This window comes from Pseudomonas sp. G7(2022) (assembly GCF_052660475.1).
On the sequence record NZ_CP109659.1, the window covers coordinates 5605332 to 5621506 of the forward strand.

The window sequence follows — 16175 nt, forward strand, 5'->3', positions numbered from 1 at the left end:
GCACGACCGCGTGGTGCTATCTCGCCAGCGCCGGCGGCGGGCTCACGCCGAACCGATTGCGGTAGTCACTCGGCGCCAGCCCGGTGATTTTCTTGAAGATGGCGCGAAACGCTCCCGGATCCTGATACCCCACCGTCCACGCGATGTGGTCGATGGTGCCGTTGGTGAACTCGAGCATTTCCCGGGCCTTGCCAACCCGCAGGTGCTGGCAGTACTCGGTGGGTTTCAGGCCGGTCGCGGCCCGGAACCGGCGCAGAAAGGTGCGTTCTTCCAGGCCCGAGCGCCCGGCCATCGCCGCCAGCGACACGTCGGTCGCGCCAGTACTTTGCAGCCAGTGCTGGACCTTGAGAATCGCGGCATCGCCATGACTGAGAATCGGCGCAAAATTGCTGCCGCAGGCACTGGCGCTGTCGCTGTGATCCATCACCAGAAACCGCGCGGTGGCGCTGGCGATGCTCGGCCCCAACAAACGATCAACCAGCCGCAACCCCAATTCCGACCAGGCCATCAGACCGGCCGTGGTGATCAGGTCGCCATCATCGACAATCGGTGTATCCGCCTTGAGATTGATATCCGGATAGCGCTCGGCAAAGGCCTTGGCCGAGGTCCAGTGAGTGGTGGCACTGCGACCATTGAGCAGTCCGCTTTCAGCCAGCAACCACGAGCCTACGCAAACGCCGCCCAGCGTCGCACCACGGGCATGCTGGGCGCGCAGCCATTGCAGCAGCCCAGCCGATGCCTGCTCTGCGCTGAACCCAGCGATCGAAGGTGGGATCAGCACCGCCAGCAAACCCGTTTCTTCAACGGGATGACTGTCGTAAACCCTGACCGGAGCCTGCTCGTTCTCGACCTGCCAGTGACTCACGCGCAGCCGCGGCAATTGTACGGTCTGATGCTCGACAGCGATCCGGTCGGCCACGCCGAACAGGTCGGTCAAGCCATGCACCGCCGCCATTTGCGCGCCGGGATAAATCAGCACGCCCAGCTCGGCAACGGCCCTTTCAACGCCCATTGTCAGTTTTCCCCTGTCTATTGTCGGTGCGGCCAATCCTCGAAACCGTGGCCAGCGCCAATACTCAATCCACTGCCAACAACACTTCGAGGACACCCCCATGGCCAGGCAAGCACTCATCGTAGTCGATATCCAGAACGACTACTTCCCCCAAGGCAAGTGGCCGCTGACGGGCGTCGATGCCGCCGCCGACAATGCCGCGCGGCTGATCGCCGCGTTCCGTGAAGCGGGTGATCCGGTGATCCACATCCGTCACGAATTTACCTCGGCGGATGCCCCGTTCTTTACCCCGGGCTCCGAGGGCGCAAGGCTGCACCCCAAGGTACTCAACCGCGCCGATGAACCCGTGGTGCTCAAGCACTTCGTCAACGCGTTCCGCGAAACCGAGCTGCAATCGATCCTGGACGAACAAGACATCAAGGAACTGGTGGTGGTCGGCAGCATGAGCCACATGTGCATCGACGGCGTGGTCCGGGCAGCGGCAGACCTGGGCTATACGGTCACAGTGATCCACGATGCCTGCGCCACCCGCGACCTGGAATTCAATGGCCTGACCGTGCCGGCCGCTCAGGTGCATGCGGCATTCATGTCTTCGCTGGCGTTCGCCTACGCCAACGTGGTTTGCGCGCAGGAGTTCCTCTCCAACAGTCGTTGAGCGCCTGTCGCACGTTTGTGAAATGAAACCCGGCCCGCCCTGTTGCGGGCTTTTTTTCGTGGGCTGAGAAAATCTCACGCGTGAGCCATTGATGGCACTTTGAATTGATTGTAGTGTGGCTCACGCGTGAGATGTTCATAACGGAGTCATCGCCATGAAAAGCAACTCCCCGCCAACAAAATCGGAGAGCCCGAAGGGAGTGCGCTCGACAACGTCCGTGAAAAAACCATCCAGCTTCTACATGAAGCAGATGCGCGCGGGCCTGGCTGCCGCCGGTTATGTGAAACACGAAACTTGGGTGCTTCCCGAAAACCGAAGCTTGCTCAAGCAAATGGAGCAACAGCTACGCCAACCGATTCTGGCTGGCTCATTCATGTCGGAGAATTACATGAGCGCAGGCAACAACTGGAACATCGATAGCCTCTACAACGCTTTCAAGGCACTGGACGAGGTGGCTTCGCAAGAGATCACGCTGTCCCTGATCCAGAGCTCCGAACCCAGCCTCAAGCTGGAAATGAACGAATTCGGCGGCCTGCCGATTCATATCGCCATCGCGGGTCAGCAGATCATCGTCGACACCGTACTGGTGGACATCGATTCGATCACCGACGTGCGCGCCTTCAACGACGCGGTACTGCGCAGCCGGGAAATGTTCCCACTGTCGTCGATCGGCATCGAAACCATGCCCAACGGCCAGACCGTCTACAACATGTTCGGCGCGCTGAGTGCGGATTCGAGCCTGACCAACGTGGTCACCGAGGTGAAAACCCTGGTCGATAACGTGCAGCGCGCCAGCGAAGCCTTCGAACACTTCTTCAAGTAATCAACAGGGAAAATCCAATGACTCAGTCCATCTGGAGCAAGTTGTTCACCGCACTGCGCGGCGGCGCCAATGAAGTCGGCGAAGCGATTGTCGACCAACAAGCCCTGCGCATCCTCGATCAGGAAATCCGTGACGCCGACAGCGCCCTGTCCAACGCTCGTCGTGAACTGGTCACCATCATGGCCAAGCACAAACTGTCCGCCGATCGCGTGAGCGAGTACGACGCCAAGATCAAGGACCTGGAAGCCAAGGCGGTCTCCGCCCTGAATGCCGGCCGTGAAGACCTGGCGATGGAAGTGGCCGAAGCGATTTCGACCCTGACCAACGACCTGGCCACCGAGAAAGCCCAGAGCGACGAGTTCGGTACCTACGCCGACAACATGCGCAAGGACATCAACAAGGCCGAAGCGCGGATCAAGAGCCTGCGTCAGCAAGTGGACATGGCCAAGGCCCGTGACAGCGTGCAGAAAGCGCAGGTCAGCGCATCCATCGCCAGCGGCGGCGCCAATGGCAAGCTGGAAACTGCAGTCGGCACCCTGAACCGTCTGCAAGAAAAGCAAAAGCAGCGCGCCGCCGAGCTGAACGCTCAGGACGAACTGGCCGATGCCACGACCGGCAACGATCTGGAGCGCAAACTGCGCGAGGCCGGCATCACGCCGAACGAGGGCAGCGCCAACGCAATCCTCGAACGCTTGAAGCAGAAGTCGGCCCAGTAAGGGCAGCCAGAAGAAAAGAAGGGCACCGGGTGCCCTTCTTTTTTGCCTGCTCGTTCGTCGCGAGGCCGGTACACTAGCGGCGTTTTGCCAACGAACACTTCCACCCGCTTCAAGGAATGTACCCATGGGATGGTTAAAGAACTTGCTCGGCACCGGCTCGGCACCCGCACGCGAGGCGGCCAGCGGCCCGCTGGGTCTGGCGCAGGGCAAGGCGATCCGCTTCGATACGACCCTCGCTCTGCTGCTCGACGGCAGCACCTCGGTACGGGTTCCCGATGCCCAGGCGATCTGGAGCGCCGGCTGGATCGACCTCGGCCAGTCGAACAAGCTGTATCGCTATTACCTGAACAACGAAGACTTCTGGCTGCAGGTCCATGTCACCGGCGACGATCAGATCGAATCAGTGACGCTGTTCAATTACCTCAGCTACGTCACGGTCAACAGCGATGCCGAGCTGCAGCGCCTGGCGGGCCCGAACAGCCTGATCGGCCTGCCGGCCTACACCCATGACGGCGTGTCCTTCACCCGGGAATGGGGCACCGAACGCGGCCAGACCGAACTGGTCCCGCTCACCGAGCAGGTGATCAATCCCGACGAGTCCTACACCATCGAACACCATTCGATGCTGTATGCCCGGGAAACCGGCCTGACCGACCGTCGCGAACTGCTGCTGTTCTCCGTCGAACAGGATGAAGAAGGCACTGTCAGCCTGAGCACATCGCTGGGCATCTCGCTGTACACCACCGATCTGAGCACCATTTAAAAGGAAGTTCCCCATGCTGGAAGTGTTGTCCGTTTCCCTGAACAAGGCCGCGCTGGTCGGATTCGCCGCCTACCTGATCGGCGCCGTGCTGCTGTTCATGCTGTTTCAATTCGTCTACACGCGCATTACGCCGCACAAGGAATTCGAGCTGATTCGCTCCGGCAACAACGCAGCGGCCATTGCCCTGTCGGGCGCGATCATCGGTTTCGCGATACCGGCAAGCAACATCATCGCCCACTCGATCAACGTCCTCGACTTCGTCCTCTGGGCCGTGATTGCGGCCGCGGTGCAACTGCTGGCATTTCTGGCCACCGGGCTGGTGCTCAAGGGCACGTCCCAGCGCATCGCCAACGGTGAAGTGGCCGCCGGCATCTACGTGGCAGCGGTGGCGATCAGCGTCGGCATGCTCAACGCCGCCTGCATGACCCCGTCCTACTGATCGGCAGGAAGCCCGAGATGAAACGAAGCAAGTACGTTCAACTGTCCCTGGCCGCTTCGGTGGCCCTGGCGATTTCCGGTGAAGCGGCCGCGCAGGAACAACAGCGCACCTTCCAGAGCGTGGAACAGTGCGTCGACGCCGAAGTGGCAGCCGATGCCTGCTCGAATGCCTACGTCGCGGCCCTGGCCGAGCACCGGCGCATCGCCCCGGCCTATGACGACAAAGCGAAGTGCGACGCAGACTTTGCCGCCGGCTGGTGTCAGAAGAATTCCGACGGCCGCTTTGCACCGAAACTCGGTGGTTTCAAGGTGGCGCAAAATTCCGAACCGGTACAGAACCTCGATTCGATTGCCAATGCGCAGATGCCGGCGGGCAATGCCGAACCTGCCCAGACAACTCAGAGCACGACCCACGTTTCCAGCGGTGGCGGGTCGAGCAACGGCTGGCTCACCGGATGGCTGATCGGCAATGCCATGAGCAACAACTCGCGGACGGTGTATCGCGACCGCGATACGCGTCAGACGTACGACACTTCGACGCTGAACCGGCGTATCGAATCGGCGCCGACCACTCGCAGCAATTCGGACTACACCAGCTCCCGGAGCAAACCGGTCAACGTGGCATCCTCTACTTCCCGTGGCGGTTTCGGCAGCCAGTCCAGCGCACGCAGCGGTTGGGGCGGCTGGGGCAGTTCGAGCAGCTGATGAAGAAGATCCATTGCGCCGAGCGCCACGACTGGAAACAGACGGCCGAAAGCCTCGGCTTTCTGTTCCACACCATCGACGATGAGCCTTACTGGGACGAGCGCGCGTATTATCAGTTCACGCTCGCACAGATCGAAAACGATCTCGAGGATCCGACCGCCGAACTGCACGAGATGTGCATGGATCTGGTGGACCGGGTCGTGCACAGCGAGGAACTGCTCGATCGCCTGAGCATCCCCGCGCCGTACTACGACATGATCCGAACGTCGTGGCTGGAAGGTCATCCGCATCTGTATGGGCGCATGGACTTCTCCTACAACGGCACCGGGCCGGCGAAGTTGCTGGAGCTCAACTACGACACCCCCACCAGCCTGTACGAGGCCGCGGCGTTCCAGTGGGGCTGGCTGGAACAATGCATCGAGCGCGGGATGCTGCCGCGCCATGCCGACCAGTTCAACAGCATCGATACCCGACTGCATGAAGCCTTTGCCGCGCTGAAACTCAAGCGCCCGTTCTACTTTGCCTCGATGAAAGGCTCCGTCGAGGACAAGGGCACCACCGACTATCTGCGCCTGATCGCGGAAAAGGTCGGCATCGAATCCCGACACATCGATATCGAAGACATCGGCCTGACAACCGATGGACGTTTCGTCGATCTCGAAGACCGCTGGATCCCGCATCTGTTCAAGCTGCATGCCTGGGAGTTCATCTTCCACGAACCGTTCGGTGCGGCCATTGCCGATTGCGATACGCAGTTTTTCGAACCGGCGTGGAAGGCCATTCTCTCCAATAAAGGCGCCCTGCCTCTGCTCTGGGAATTGCACAAGGGCCATCCGAATCTGCTGGCCGCCCATCTCGATCCGAATCCGGGCGGCGCTGTACCGAAAGGCTGGGTGCGCAAACCGTACTTCTCCCGGGAAGGTGCCAACATCGAGTTGCAAACAGCCGAAGGCCTGATCGTCAAAGAGGACGGCCCCTACACGGATGCGCCTTTCATCCTGCAGGAATTTGCGCCGCTGCCGAAGTTCGATGACAGCTACACGCTGATCGGTTCCTGGGTCATAGGCGATCAGGCGGCGGGGATTGGCGTGCGCGAAGACAACAGCTTGATCACCAAGGATTCGAGCCGGTTCTTGCCACACCTGATTCTTGACTGAAAAACCTGCGCCCATGAAAAAGGCCCGTCGTGTTCAGCGACGGGCCTTTTTATTCAAAGCGGATACAGCGAAGAATCAGAACGGAATGTCGTCATCGAAGCTGTCGAAATCCGGGGCTGGTTGCGGTGCGGCTTGCTGTGGAGCCGGGGCCGAACGCTGCTGAGGAGCCGACTGCTGCGGACGCGGAGCCTGTTGGCGTGGCGCCTGCTGCTGATAGTTGTTGCCACCGCCTTGCTGGTCGCCCTGCTGTGGACGGCCGCCGAGCAGTTGCATGGTGCCTTGCATGTCGACCACGATTTCGGTGGTGTAACGCTTGATACCGTCTTTTTCCCACTCGCGGGTCTGCAGCTTGCCTTCGATGTACACCTGCGAACCCTTGCGCAGGTATTCGCCGGCGATTTCGGCAACCTTGCCGAACATCGATACGCGGTGCCACTCGGTCTTCTCGACCTTCTGACCAGTCTGCTTGTCGGTCCACTGTTCGCTGGTTGCCAGACTCAGGTTGGTCACGGCGTTACCGTTAGGCAAGTAGCGAACTTCGGGATCCTGGCCGCAAGTGCCGACCAATATGACTTTGTTAACCCCACGGGCCATAACGTTCTCCTAGGCTTCGCAAGCAGCCTCGGCCGGGTTGTTCACCAGGCGTTCGAGGGTGTCGCGATCCACTAATTCTTTATCCAGTTTGATGTAAACAGCCGCCTCATCGGCGACTATCACTGCATCTGTTACCCCCACGAGGGCCCTGAGGCGCTCGACCAGACCCGCTTCGCGGATCGCCTCGGGCGACAACGGCAAGCGCAGGCTCGTCACGTAGGGAGGTTCGCGCATGGTAACAGCAAAGGCCAGCCAGATGGCAGCCAGCCCGGCACATCCTAGGAACACAACCGACAGACCGCCATGCTGGAACATCCAGCCGCCGAGAATCCCGCCGAGTGCCGAACCGAGGAACTGGCTGGTGGAGTACACGCCCATCGCCGTGCCCTTGCCACCTGCCGGTGAAACCTTGCTGATCAGCGACGGCAGCGAAGCTTCCAGCAGATTGAACGCGGTAAAGAACACCACCGTCCCGATCACCAGAGCCCGCAGGCTGTCACCGAACTGCCAGAAGAATAGCTCAGTGAGCATCAACGTCATGACGGCGCCGAGCAAAACTCGTTTCATTTTGCGTTTCTTCTCGCCATAGATGATGAACGGGATCATGGCGAAGAACGAGATCAGCAAGGCTGTGAGATAGACCCACCAGTGCTGTTCCTTGGGCAGCCCGGCTTTTTCCACCAGGGCCAGGGGCAGCGCGACGAAGCTCGACATCAACATCGCATGTAATACAAAAATGCCCAGATCCAGGCGCAGCAGGTCCGGGTGCTTGAGCGTCGGCATCAATGCCTGACGCGCCACACCGGATTCCCGATGACTCAGCGGCCCGGTGGACTTCGGCACCATGAACAGCACGATCACGATCCCGACCAGCGCCATGCCGCCGGTGGCCAGGAACAGGCCGGAAAGTCCAAATGCGCGAGTCAGCAACGGGCCGACCACCATGGCCACGGCAAACGACAGGCCGATGGTCATGCCGATCATCGCCATCGCTTTGGTGCGGTGCTGTTCGCGGGTCAGGTCGGAAAGCAGTGCCATGACCGCAGCGGAAATCGCCCCGGCGCCTTGCAGGACACGACCGGCGATCACGCCCCAGATCGAATCGGCCTGGGCCGCCAGCACGCTGCCGAGGGCGAAGACGATCAGTCCCAGGTAAATCACCGGACGACGGCCGATACGGTCGGAAATGATCCCGAACGGAATCTGGAAAATCGCCTGGGTCAGGCCGTAAGCGCCAATCGCCAGCCCGATGAGGGCCGGGGTCGCTCCCGCCAGATCCATGCCATAGGTTGCCAGCACCGGCAGCACCATGAACATGCCAAGCATACGGAAGGCGAACACCAGGGCCAGACCGCTCGCCGCGCGGGTCTCGCTGCCACTCATGCGTTCGCTGTGGGGATCGTGCATGGAAAAACCTCGTGTGAACCGGCGGCGATTCTACCAGTCCCATCGAAAGACGGGGTATATCGCGACGCTATGACGCGTATAGATGAAACTCTCTTCATGCAAGGCAGAAAACCCTTCATTTGATAGTGTGCATCCATCCAGTATTTGGCCGTATACTCCTGTGTTTTCGACGCCCGCCGAGCGAGGCCATTTTGGACAAGATCCTGATTCGTGGGGCCCGCACCCACAACCTGAAGAACATCGACCTGACCCTGCCACGGGACAAACTGATCGTCATCACCGGCCTGTCCGGATCCGGCAAGTCGTCCCTGGCCTTCGACACGCTGTACGCCGAAGGTCAGCGCCGCTATGTCGAATCCCTGTCGGCCTATGCCCGGCAGTTCCTGTCGATGATGGAAAAACCCGACGTCGACACCATCGAAGGCCTGTCGCCGGCGATCTCCATCGAACAGAAGTCGACCTCGCACAACCCGCGTTCCACGGTCGGCACCATCACCGAAATCTACGACTACCTGCGCCTGCTTTATGCCCGCGTCGGTACGCCGCGCTGCCCGGATCACGACATTCCGCTGGAAGCGCAGACCGTCAGCCAGATGGTCGACCTGGTGCTGGCACAGCCGGAAGGCAGCAAGCTGATGTTGCTGGCACCGGTGATCCGAGAGCGCAAGGGCGAGCATCTGTCGGTATTCGAGGAACTGCGTGCCCAGGGCTTCGTCCGGGCCCGGGTCAACGGCCGGCTCTGCGAGCTGGACGAGCTGCCGAAACTGGATAAACAGAAGAAGCACTCGATCGAGGTGGTAGTCGACCGTTTCAAGGTTCGCGCCGATCTGCAGCAACGTCTGGCCGAGTCCTTCGAGACCGCACTGAAACTGGCGGACGGCATCGCTCTCGTGGCACCGATGGACGACGAGCCGGGCGAAGAGATGATCTTCTCCGCGCGCTTCGCCTGCCCGATCTGCGGCCATGCGATCAGCGAGCTGGAACCCAAGCTGTTTTCCTTCAACAACCCGGCCGGCGCCTGTCCGACCTGCGACGGTCTAGGGGTGAAACAGTTCTTCGACATCAAACGACTGGTCAACGGTGAACTGACGCTGGCCGAAGGCGCAATACGCGGCTGGGACCGGCGCAACGTCTATTACTTCCAGATGCTTGGATCGCTGGCCGCACACTATGGCTTCAGCCTGGAAAAACCCTTCAACGAACTGCCGGCCGATCAGCAGAAACACATTCTGCATGGCAGCGGCTCGCAGAATGTCGACTTCAAATACCTCAATGACCGCGGCGACATTGTCAAACGTTCGCACCCATTCGAGGGCATTGTGCCGAACCTCGAGCGTCGCTACCGCGAAACCGAATCGGCGAGCGTGCGCGAAGAACTGGCGAAGTTCCTCAGCACCCAGTCGTGCCCGGACTGTCGCGGCACCCGCCTGCGTCGTGAAGCGCGACATGTGTGGGTTGGCGAGAAAACCCTGCCGGCGGTGACCAACCTGCCGATCGGCGATGCCTGCAACTACTTCGGCGAGCTGAAGATGACCGGCCGCCGTGGCGAAATCGCCGACAAGATTCTCAAGGAAATCCGCGAGCGTCTGCAGTTCCTGGTCAACGTGGGCCTGGACTACCTGTCGCTTGATCGCAGCGCCGACACACTGTCCGGCGGCGAAGCACAGCGGATTCGTCTGGCCAGTCAGATCGGCGCGGGCCTGGTCGGGGTGCTGTACATCCTCGATGAGCCGTCCATCGGCCTGCACCAGCGTGACAATGATCGCCTGCTCGGCACCCTCAAGCATCTGCGCGATATCGGTAACACGGTGATCGTGGTCGAGCACGATGAAGACGCAATCCGTCTGGCCGACTACGTAGTGGATATCGGCCCTGGCGCCGGGGTCCATGGCGGGCAAATCGTCGCCGAAGGCACACCGGACGAAGTCATGGCCCACCCGGACTCGCTCACCGGCAAATACCTGTCGGGCCGAGTGAAGATCAAAGTGCCGGCCAAGCGCACACCGCGCAACAAGAAGCAGGTGCTGTCGCTCAAGGGCGCGCGGGGCAACAACCTGCGCAATGTCGACCTGGAGATCCCGATCGGCTTGCTGACTTGCGTGACCGGCGTTTCCGGCTCAGGCAAATCGACATTGATCAACAACACGCTGTTCCCGCTGAGCGCCACGGCACTCAATGGCGCGACCACTCTCGAAGCAGCAGCCCACGACAGCATCAAGGGCCTGGAGCATCTGGACAAGGTCGTCGATATCGACCAGAGCCCGATCGGTCGTACGCCACGCTCCAACCCGGCGACCTACACCGGCCTGTTCACGCCGATTCGCGAACTGTTTGCCGGCGTGCCGGAATCCCGCTCTCGTGGTTATGGCCCGGGGCGCTTTTCGTTCAACGTCAAGGGCGGTCGTTGCGAGGCTTGCCAGGGCGACGGTCTGATCAAGGTTGAAATGCACTTCCTGCCGGACATCTACGTCCCGTGCGACGTGTGCAAGAGCAAGCGCTATAACCGCGAAACCCTGGAGATCAAATACAAGGGCAAGAGCATCCACGAAACCCTCGAGATGACCATCGAGGAAGCGCGGGAGTTCTTCGACGCGGTGCCGGCACTGGCGCGCAAACTGCAGACGCTGATGGATGTGGGCCTGTCGTACATCAAGCTCGGGCAATCAGCCACGACACTGTCTGGTGGCGAAGCACAGCGGGTCAAGTTGTCCCGCGAGCTGTCCAAGCGCGATACCGGCAAGACCCTGTACATCCTCGACGAGCCGACCACCGGTCTGCACTTCGCAGATATCCAGCAACTGCTCGACGTACTGCATCGCCTGCGCGACCACGGCAACACCGTGGTGGTGATCGAGCACAACCTCGACGTGATCAAGACCGCCGACTGGCTGGTGGACCTTGGCCCCGAGGGAGGTTCGAAAGGTGGACAGATCATCGCCACCGGTACGCCGGAGGAAGTGGCCGAGATGAAACAGTCTCATACAGGTCATTACCTCAAGCCGCTGCTGATCCGCGATCGGGCCTGATCGCCGGGCATGAAAAAGCCCCTGTCACTTCGTCAGTGACAGGGGCTTTTTTGTATCTGACGCAATCAGGATGTGTGAGATTGCAGGTAGTTCTGAATGCCGATCAGCTTGATCAGGCCCAACTGCTTTTCAAGCCAGTAGGTATGATCTTCTTCAGTGTCGTGCAACTGAAGCTTGAGGATGTCACGGCTGACGTAGTCGCCATGCTTCTCGCACAGTTCAATGCCTTTGCACAGTGCAGCACGCACCTTGTACTCAAGACGCAGATCCGCTTCGAGCATGGTTTCCACTGTGGTGCCGACATCCAGGTCATCCGGACGCATGCGCGGGGTGCCTTCGAGCATCAGAATCCGGCGCATCAGCGCATCGGCATGACCGGCTTCCTCTTCCATCTCATGGTTGATTCGTTCGTAGAGCTTGGTGAATCCCCAGTCCTCATACATCCGCGAGTGAACGAAATATTGGTCACGGGCGGCCAGTTCGCCGGTCAGCAACGTGTTGAGGTAATCGATAACGTCTGGGTGGCCTTGCATCGCCCTACATCTCCCTTCTTGAAAGTCTGTAGTTTGAACCAACATGACTGCAAGGTCACTCACTTCGCGCAATAAAAGCGAAGATATTCTGAGAAAAGCAGGTTAAATAACGCAAAAACCGCCCCAATGAGGGCGGTTCTGCTTCTCGTTTAGACTTCGTTAAGCTGTACGTTGAGCAGCTTTGCGATTGCTTCTCCATACGCCGGATCGGCCTTGTGGAAATGCTGTAACTGGCGGTCGATGACATCACTGGAAACACCCGCCATGGCACCTGCGATATTGCCCACCAGCAGGGCTTTCTGCTCGTCGCTCATCAAACGGAACAGCGCGCCCGCATGGCTGTAGTAGTCGGCGTCTTCGCGATGATCGTAACGGTCAGCCGCACCGCTCAAGGCCAGTGCAGGTTCGGCGTAGTGTGGCGCTTGTTTCGGCGACTCTACGTAGCTGTTCGGCTCGTAATTCGGTGCCGCGCCACCGTTACTGCCAAAAGCCATCGAACCATCACGCTGGTAGGTGTTGACCGGGCTGCGCGGGGCGTTCACCGGCAGTTGCTGGTGATTGGTGCCTACGCGATAGCGATGCGCATCGGCATAGGCGAACACGCGACCTTGCAACATGCGGTCCGGTGAAAGACCGACACCCGGAACCATGTTGCTTGGACCGAACGCCGCCTGCTCGACTTCAGCAAAGTAGTTCAGCGGGTTGCGATTCAACTCCAGCTCACCGACTTCGATCAGCGGGAACTCTTTCTGCGACCAGGTCTTGGTCACGTCGAACGGGTTCTCGTAATGCGCCGCGGCCTGGGCTTCGGTCATGATCTGGATGCACACCCGCCATTTCGGAAAATCACCGCGCTCGATAGCCTCGAACAGGTCACGCTGCGCGTAATCCGGATCAGTGCCCGCCAGGCGCGCTGCCTCAGCCGGCGCAAGGTTCTTGACCCCTTGCTTGGTCTTGTAATGCCACTTCACCCAGTGACGCTCGCCTTGAGCGTTGATCAGGCTGTACGTGTGACTGCCGAAACCGTGCATGTGGCGATAGCCGTCAGGAATGCCTCGGTCAGAAAACAGAATGGTGACCTGATGCAGCGCCTCGGGCGAGTGCGACCAGAAATCCCACATCATCTGCGCACTTTTCAGGTTGCTTTGCGGCAGGCGTTTCTGGGTGTGGATAAAGTCAGGGAATTTCAGCGGATCGCGAATGAAGAACACCGGTGTGTTGTTGCCAACAATGTCCCAGTTGCCTTCTTCGGTGTAGAACTTCAGGGCGAATCCACGAGGGTCACGCTCGGTGTCGGCCGATCCGCGCTCACCGCCTACTGTGGAGAATCGCAGGAAAGTCGGGGTCTGCTTGCCTACGGCAGAGAACAGCCTGGCGCTGGTGTACTGCGTGATATCGCGAGTGACGGTGAAAGTACCGTAGGCGCCCGAACCCTTGGCATGCACGCGGCGCTCAGGAATGTTTTCGCGGTTGAAATGGGCAAGCTTCTCGATCAAGTGAAAGTCATCGAGCAACAACGGACCACGCGGCCCAGCGGAGCGGGAGTTCTGGTTGTCGGCGACTGGCGCGCCGCTGGCAGTCGTAAGCGTCTTGTTCTGGCTCATGCGATCTTCGTCCTCTGTAGTCTTGAACTGCCGGCTAATCGGCTTGTTGGGGAGTATCGATCATCAACATGACAGCCACAAATTCATTAACTTATGGCAGTCAATAGAAAAAAACTAACGAAAGATCCCCACACATAGTGCAGACCCAGACAGGGTAGAAGCTTGTACGAACCGCGCATTTCTTACGGGCACAAAAAACCGGGCACTAGGCCCGGTTCTTTGTTTCAGACTGACGTCTTACTCAGCGGATACAGCTTCACCGCCAACAGCACGATCAACCAGTTCGACGTACGCCATAGGCGCGTTGTCGCCAGCGCGGAAACCGCACTTGAGGATGCGCAGGTAGCCACCCTCACGGGTAGCGTAACGCTTGCCCAGGTCGTTGAAGAGCTTACCAACGATAGCTTTCGAACGAGTACGGTCGAAAGCCAGACGACGGTTAGCAACGCTGTCTGTCTTGGCCAGAGTGATCAGCGGCTCGGCAACGCGGCGCAGTTCTTTGGCTTTTGGCAGAGTAGTTTTGATCAGCTCGTGCTCGAACAGCGACACAGCCATGTTTTGGAACATGGCCTTGCGGTGCGAGCTGGTGCGGCTCAGGTGGCGACCACTTTTACGATGACGCATGGTTCATTCCTTACCAAACACTACGTTCGGTGATTACGACGATCAGGCAGTCGCCTTGTCGTCCTTCTTAAGACTTGCAGGCGGCCAGTTGTCGAGGCGCATGCCGAGGGACAGACCGCGGGAGGCCAGAACGTCCTTGATTTCAGTCAAGGATTTCTTGCCCAGGTTCGGAGTCTTCAACAGCTCTACTTCGGTACGCTGAATCAGGTCACCGATGTAGTAGATGTTTTCCGCCTTAAGGCAGTTAGCCGAACGTACAGTCAGTTCCAGATCGTCAACCGGGCGAAGCAGGATCGGATCGATCTCGTCTTCCTGCTCGACAACCACTGGCTCACTGTCACCTTTGAGGTCGACGAACGCAGCCAACTGCTGTTGCAGAATGGTTGCAGCACGACGGATAGCCTCTTCAGGATCCAGAGTACCGTTGGTTTCCAGATCAATAACCAGCTTGTCCAGGTTGGTACGCTGTTCGACACGGGCGTTTTCCACCACGTATGCGATACGGCGAACCGGGCTGAACGAAGAGTCGAGCTGCAAGCGACCGATGCTGCGGCTTTCGTCTTCATCGCTCTGACGCGAGTCGGCTGGTTCATAACCACGACCACGAGCTACGGTGAGCTTCATGTTCAGGGCGCCGTTAGACGCCAGGTTAGCGATTACGTGATCGGGATTAACGATCTCGACATCATGATCCAGCTGAATATCGGCAGCGGTAACCACCCCCGAACCCTTCTTCGACAAGGTCAGCGTAACTTCGTCACGGCCGTGCAGCTTGATAGCCAGACCTTTAAGGTTCAACAGGATTTCAATTACGTCTTCCTGTACACCTTCGATGGCGCTGTACTCGTGGAGCACACCGTCAATCTCGGCCTCGACTACTGCGCAGCCGGGCATTGAGGACAACAGGATGCGGCGCAGCGCGTTGCCCAGGGTGTGGCCGAAACCACGCTCGAGAGGCTCGAGAGTGATCTTGGCGCGGGTTGGACTGACAACCTGCACATCAATATGGCGGGGTGTCAGGAACTCATTTACCGAAATCTGCATGGATGCACCTATTTTCTAGCCCTTACTTGGAGTAGAGCTCGACAATCAGGCTTTCGTTGATGTCGGCGGACAGATCACTGCGAGCAGGAACGTTCTTGAAAACGCCCGACTTCTTCTCAGTGTCTACTTCTACCCACTCTACGCGGCCACGTTGAGCACACAGATCGAGAGCTTGGACAATGCGAAGTTGATTTTTTGCTTTCTCGCGAACAGCGACCACGTCACCAGCACGAACCTGGTAGGAAGGAACGTTTACGGTCTGACCGTTAACGCTGATCGACTTGTGCGATACCAGCTGACGGGATTCGGCACGAGTCGAACCAAAGCCCATACGGTATACGACGTTGTCCAGACGGCATTCGAGCAGTTGCAGCAGGTTTTCACCGGTTGCACCTTTCTTGCCAGCAGCTTCTTTGTAGTAGCCGCTGAACTGACGCTCGAGAACGCCGTAGATACGACGAACCTTCTGCTTCTCACGCAGTTGGGTGCCGTAGTCGGACTGGCGACCGCGGCGTTGGCCGTGGATACCAGGTGCTGCTTCAATGTTGCACTTCGATTCGATCGCGCGCACGCCGCTCTTCAGGAAGAGATCGGTGCCTTCGCGACGAGCGAGTTTGCATTTTGGACCAATGTAACGAGCCATTCTTTACAATCTCCTGGATTACACGCGGCGCTTCTTCGGCGGACGGCACCCGTTGTGCGGGATTGGCGTCACGTCGGTGATGCTGGCGATCTTGTAGCCACAGCCGTTCAAAGCGCGGACTGCGGATTCACGACCTGGACCTGGGCCCTTGACGTTTACGTCGAGGTTTTTCAGGCCGTATTCCAGCGCAGCTTGACCAGCACGCTCAGCAGCTACTTGAGCAGCGAACGGGGTGGACTTGCGGGAACCGCGGAAACCCGAACCACCGGAGGTAGCCCAGGAAAGAGCGTTACCTTGACGGTCGGTAATGGTCACGATGGTGTTGTTAAAAGAAGCATGGATGTGGGCGATGCCATCAACCACTGTCTTTTTAACTTTTTTACGAGGACGAGCAGCAGGTTTTGCCATGATTAAATTCCTGTCGATTCGCT

The 16175-nt window shown here is 59.2% G+C and carries 17 protein-coding genes; 8 read left to right on the plus strand and 9 right to left on the minus strand.

What is annotated here, in order from left to right:
* Positions 1 to 16: 16 nt before the first annotated feature.
* Complete coding sequence (locus NE357_RS25665; protein WP_169432123.1) at positions 17 to 1012, minus strand: GlxA family transcriptional regulator; 996 nt, start codon at positions 1010 to 1012, stop codon at positions 17 to 19.
* A gap of 100 nt (positions 1013 to 1112) precedes the next feature.
* Here NE357_RS25665 and NE357_RS25670 point away from each other — a divergent pair, with 100 nt between their 5' ends.
* The 7 genes from NE357_RS25670 to NE357_RS25700 all read left to right on the plus strand — a co-directional run bounded on the left by NE357_RS25670 (position 1113) and on the right by NE357_RS25700 (position 6269).
* Positions 1113 to 1667 (plus strand): cysteine hydrolase family protein, encoded by a 555-nt coding sequence (locus NE357_RS25670; protein WP_169432124.1) that lies wholly within the window; start codon positions 1113 to 1115, stop codon positions 1665 to 1667.
* Positions 1668 to 1908: 241 nt separating this feature from the next.
* Positions 1909 to 2490 carry a YjfI family protein gene (locus NE357_RS25675; protein WP_423815194.1) on the plus strand — a complete coding sequence of 194 codons (582 nt, stop codon included), beginning with the start codon at positions 1909 to 1911 and terminating at the stop codon, positions 2488 to 2490.
* 17 nt (positions 2491 to 2507) lie between these two features.
* On the plus strand, positions 2508 to 3206 hold the full coding sequence (locus NE357_RS25680; RefSeq protein ID WP_169432126.1) for a PspA/IM30 family protein: 699 nt from the start codon (positions 2508 to 2510) through the stop codon (positions 3204 to 3206).
* A 124-nt stretch (positions 3207 to 3330) separates the two neighbouring features.
* Positions 3331 to 3969, plus strand: a complete 639-nt coding sequence (locus tag NE357_RS25685) for a DUF2491 family protein (RefSeq protein WP_169432127.1) — start codon at positions 3331 to 3333, stop codon at positions 3967 to 3969.
* A 13-nt stretch (positions 3970 to 3982) separates the two neighbouring features.
* The gene (locus NE357_RS25690; RefSeq protein ID WP_169432128.1) at positions 3983 to 4408 is read left to right on the plus strand and encodes a DUF350 domain-containing protein; all 426 of its coding nucleotides are present in this window, start codon (positions 3983 to 3985) and stop codon (positions 4406 to 4408) included.
* 17 nt (positions 4409 to 4425) lie between these two features.
* Positions 4426 to 5112, plus strand: coding sequence for a DUF1190 domain-containing protein (locus NE357_RS25695; RefSeq protein ID WP_169432129.1), 687 nt, complete (start codon positions 4426 to 4428; stop codon positions 5110 to 5112).
* Positions 5112 to 6269, plus strand: a complete 1158-nt coding sequence (locus NE357_RS25700; protein WP_169432130.1) for a glutathionylspermidine synthase family protein — start codon at positions 5112 to 5114, stop codon at positions 6267 to 6269. The genes NE357_RS25695 and NE357_RS25700 overlap by 1 nt, the downstream gene beginning before the upstream one ends.
* A 75-nt stretch (positions 6270 to 6344) precedes the next feature.
* Here the strand turns inward: NE357_RS25700 and NE357_RS25705 are convergent, their stop codons facing one another.
* The gene (locus NE357_RS25705; RefSeq protein ID WP_003228709.1) at positions 6345 to 6863 is read right to left on the minus strand and encodes a single-stranded DNA-binding protein; all 519 of its coding nucleotides are present in this window, start codon (positions 6861 to 6863) and stop codon (positions 6345 to 6347) included.
* Positions 6864 to 6872: 9 nt separating this feature from the next.
* The gene (locus NE357_RS25710; protein WP_169432131.1) at positions 6873 to 8270 is read right to left on the minus strand and encodes an MFS transporter; all 1398 of its coding nucleotides are present in this window, start codon (positions 8268 to 8270) and stop codon (positions 6873 to 6875) included.
* Between the two features lie 191 nt (positions 8271 to 8461).
* On the opposite strand from NE357_RS25710, the gene uvrA reads away from it, so the two are divergent.
* Positions 8462 to 11296 carry an excinuclease ABC subunit UvrA gene (uvrA, locus tag NE357_RS25715; RefSeq protein ID WP_169432132.1) on the plus strand — a complete coding sequence of 945 codons (2835 nt, stop codon included), beginning with the start codon at positions 8462 to 8464 and terminating at the stop codon, positions 11294 to 11296.
* Positions 11297 to 11361: 65 nt separating this feature from the next.
* Here the strand turns inward: uvrA and bfr are convergent, their stop codons facing one another.
* The 6 genes from bfr to rpsK all read right to left on the minus strand — a co-directional run bounded on the left by bfr (position 11362) and on the right by rpsK (position 16152).
* Positions 11362 to 11829 carry a bacterioferritin gene (bfr, locus tag NE357_RS25720; RefSeq protein WP_065259514.1) on the minus strand — a complete coding sequence of 156 codons (468 nt, stop codon included), beginning with the start codon at positions 11827 to 11829 and terminating at the stop codon, positions 11362 to 11364.
* Positions 11830 to 11978: 149 nt separating this feature from the next.
* A complete protein-coding gene (locus NE357_RS25725; protein ID WP_169432133.1) occupies positions 11979 to 13433 on the minus strand; it encodes a catalase in 1455 nt (484 codons plus the stop codon).
* Positions 13434 to 13670: 237 nt separating this feature from the next.
* The gene (rplQ, locus tag NE357_RS25730) at positions 13671 to 14057 is read right to left on the minus strand and encodes a 50S ribosomal protein L17 (RefSeq protein ID WP_007955635.1); all 387 of its coding nucleotides are present in this window, start codon (positions 14055 to 14057) and stop codon (positions 13671 to 13673) included.
* Between the two features lie 42 nt (positions 14058 to 14099).
* The gene (locus tag NE357_RS25735; RefSeq protein WP_003186012.1) at positions 14100 to 15101 is read right to left on the minus strand and encodes a DNA-directed RNA polymerase subunit alpha; all 1002 of its coding nucleotides are present in this window, start codon (positions 15099 to 15101) and stop codon (positions 14100 to 14102) included.
* Between the two features lie 22 nt (positions 15102 to 15123).
* Positions 15124 to 15744: a 30S ribosomal protein S4 gene (gene rpsD, locus NE357_RS25740; RefSeq protein WP_003176404.1), complete on the minus strand. Its 621-nt coding sequence runs from the start codon at positions 15742 to 15744 to the stop codon at positions 15124 to 15126.
* An 18-nt stretch (positions 15745 to 15762) separates the two neighbouring features.
* Positions 15763 to 16152: a 30S ribosomal protein S11 gene (rpsK, locus tag NE357_RS25745; protein WP_002555466.1), complete on the minus strand. Its 390-nt coding sequence runs from the start codon at positions 16150 to 16152 to the stop codon at positions 15763 to 15765.
* Positions 16153 to 16175: the final 23 nt, after the last annotated feature.

Bases quoted from the DNA above. Each gene is read 5' to 3' on its own strand.
- NE357_RS25690 (WP_169432128.1), top strand. From the start codon at position 3,983: ATGCTGGAAGTGTTGTCCGTTTCCCTGAACAAGGCCGCGCTGGTCGGA.
- rpsK (WP_002555466.1), bottom strand. From the start codon at position 16,152: ATGGCAAAACCTGCTGCTCGTCCTCGTAAAAAAGTTAAAAAGACAGTG.
- NE357_RS25665 (WP_169432123.1), bottom strand. From the start codon at position 1,012: ATGGGCGTTGAAAGGGCCGTTGCCGAGCTGGGCGTGCTGATTTATCCC.
- NE357_RS25705 (WP_003228709.1), bottom strand. From the start codon at position 6,863: ATGGCCCGTGGGGTTAACAAAGTCATATTGGTCGGCACTTGCGGCCAG.
- NE357_RS25675 (WP_423815194.1), top strand. From the start codon at position 1,909: ATGAAGCAGATGCGCGCGGGCCTGGCTGCCGCCGGTTATGTGAAACAC.
- bfr (WP_065259514.1), bottom strand. From the start codon at position 11,829: ATGCAAGGCCACCCAGACGTTATCGATTACCTCAACACGTTGCTGACC.
- NE357_RS25710 (WP_169432131.1), bottom strand. From the start codon at position 8,270: ATGCACGATCCCCACAGCGAACGCATGAGTGGCAGCGAGACCCGCGCG.
- NE357_RS25695 (WP_169432129.1), top strand. From the start codon at position 4,426: ATGAAACGAAGCAAGTACGTTCAACTGTCCCTGGCCGCTTCGGTGGCC.
- rplQ (WP_007955635.1), bottom strand. From the start codon at position 14,057: ATGCGTCATCGTAAAAGTGGTCGCCACCTGAGCCGCACCAGCTCGCAC.
- NE357_RS25685 (WP_169432127.1), top strand. From the start codon at position 3,331: ATGGGATGGTTAAAGAACTTGCTCGGCACCGGCTCGGCACCCGCACGC.
- rpsD (WP_003176404.1), bottom strand. From the start codon at position 15,744: ATGGCTCGTTACATTGGTCCAAAATGCAAACTCGCTCGTCGCGAAGGC.
- NE357_RS25700 (WP_169432130.1), top strand. From the start codon at position 5,112: ATGAAGAAGATCCATTGCGCCGAGCGCCACGACTGGAAACAGACGGCC.
- NE357_RS25735 (WP_003186012.1), bottom strand. From the start codon at position 15,101: ATGCAGATTTCGGTAAATGAGTTCCTGACACCCCGCCATATTGATGTG.
- NE357_RS25680 (WP_169432126.1), top strand. From the start codon at position 2,508: ATGACTCAGTCCATCTGGAGCAAGTTGTTCACCGCACTGCGCGGCGGC.
- NE357_RS25725 (WP_169432133.1), bottom strand. From the start codon at position 13,433: ATGAGCCAGAACAAGACGCTTACGACTGCCAGCGGCGCGCCAGTCGCC.
- NE357_RS25670 (WP_169432124.1), top strand. From the start codon at position 1,113: ATGGCCAGGCAAGCACTCATCGTAGTCGATATCCAGAACGACTACTTC.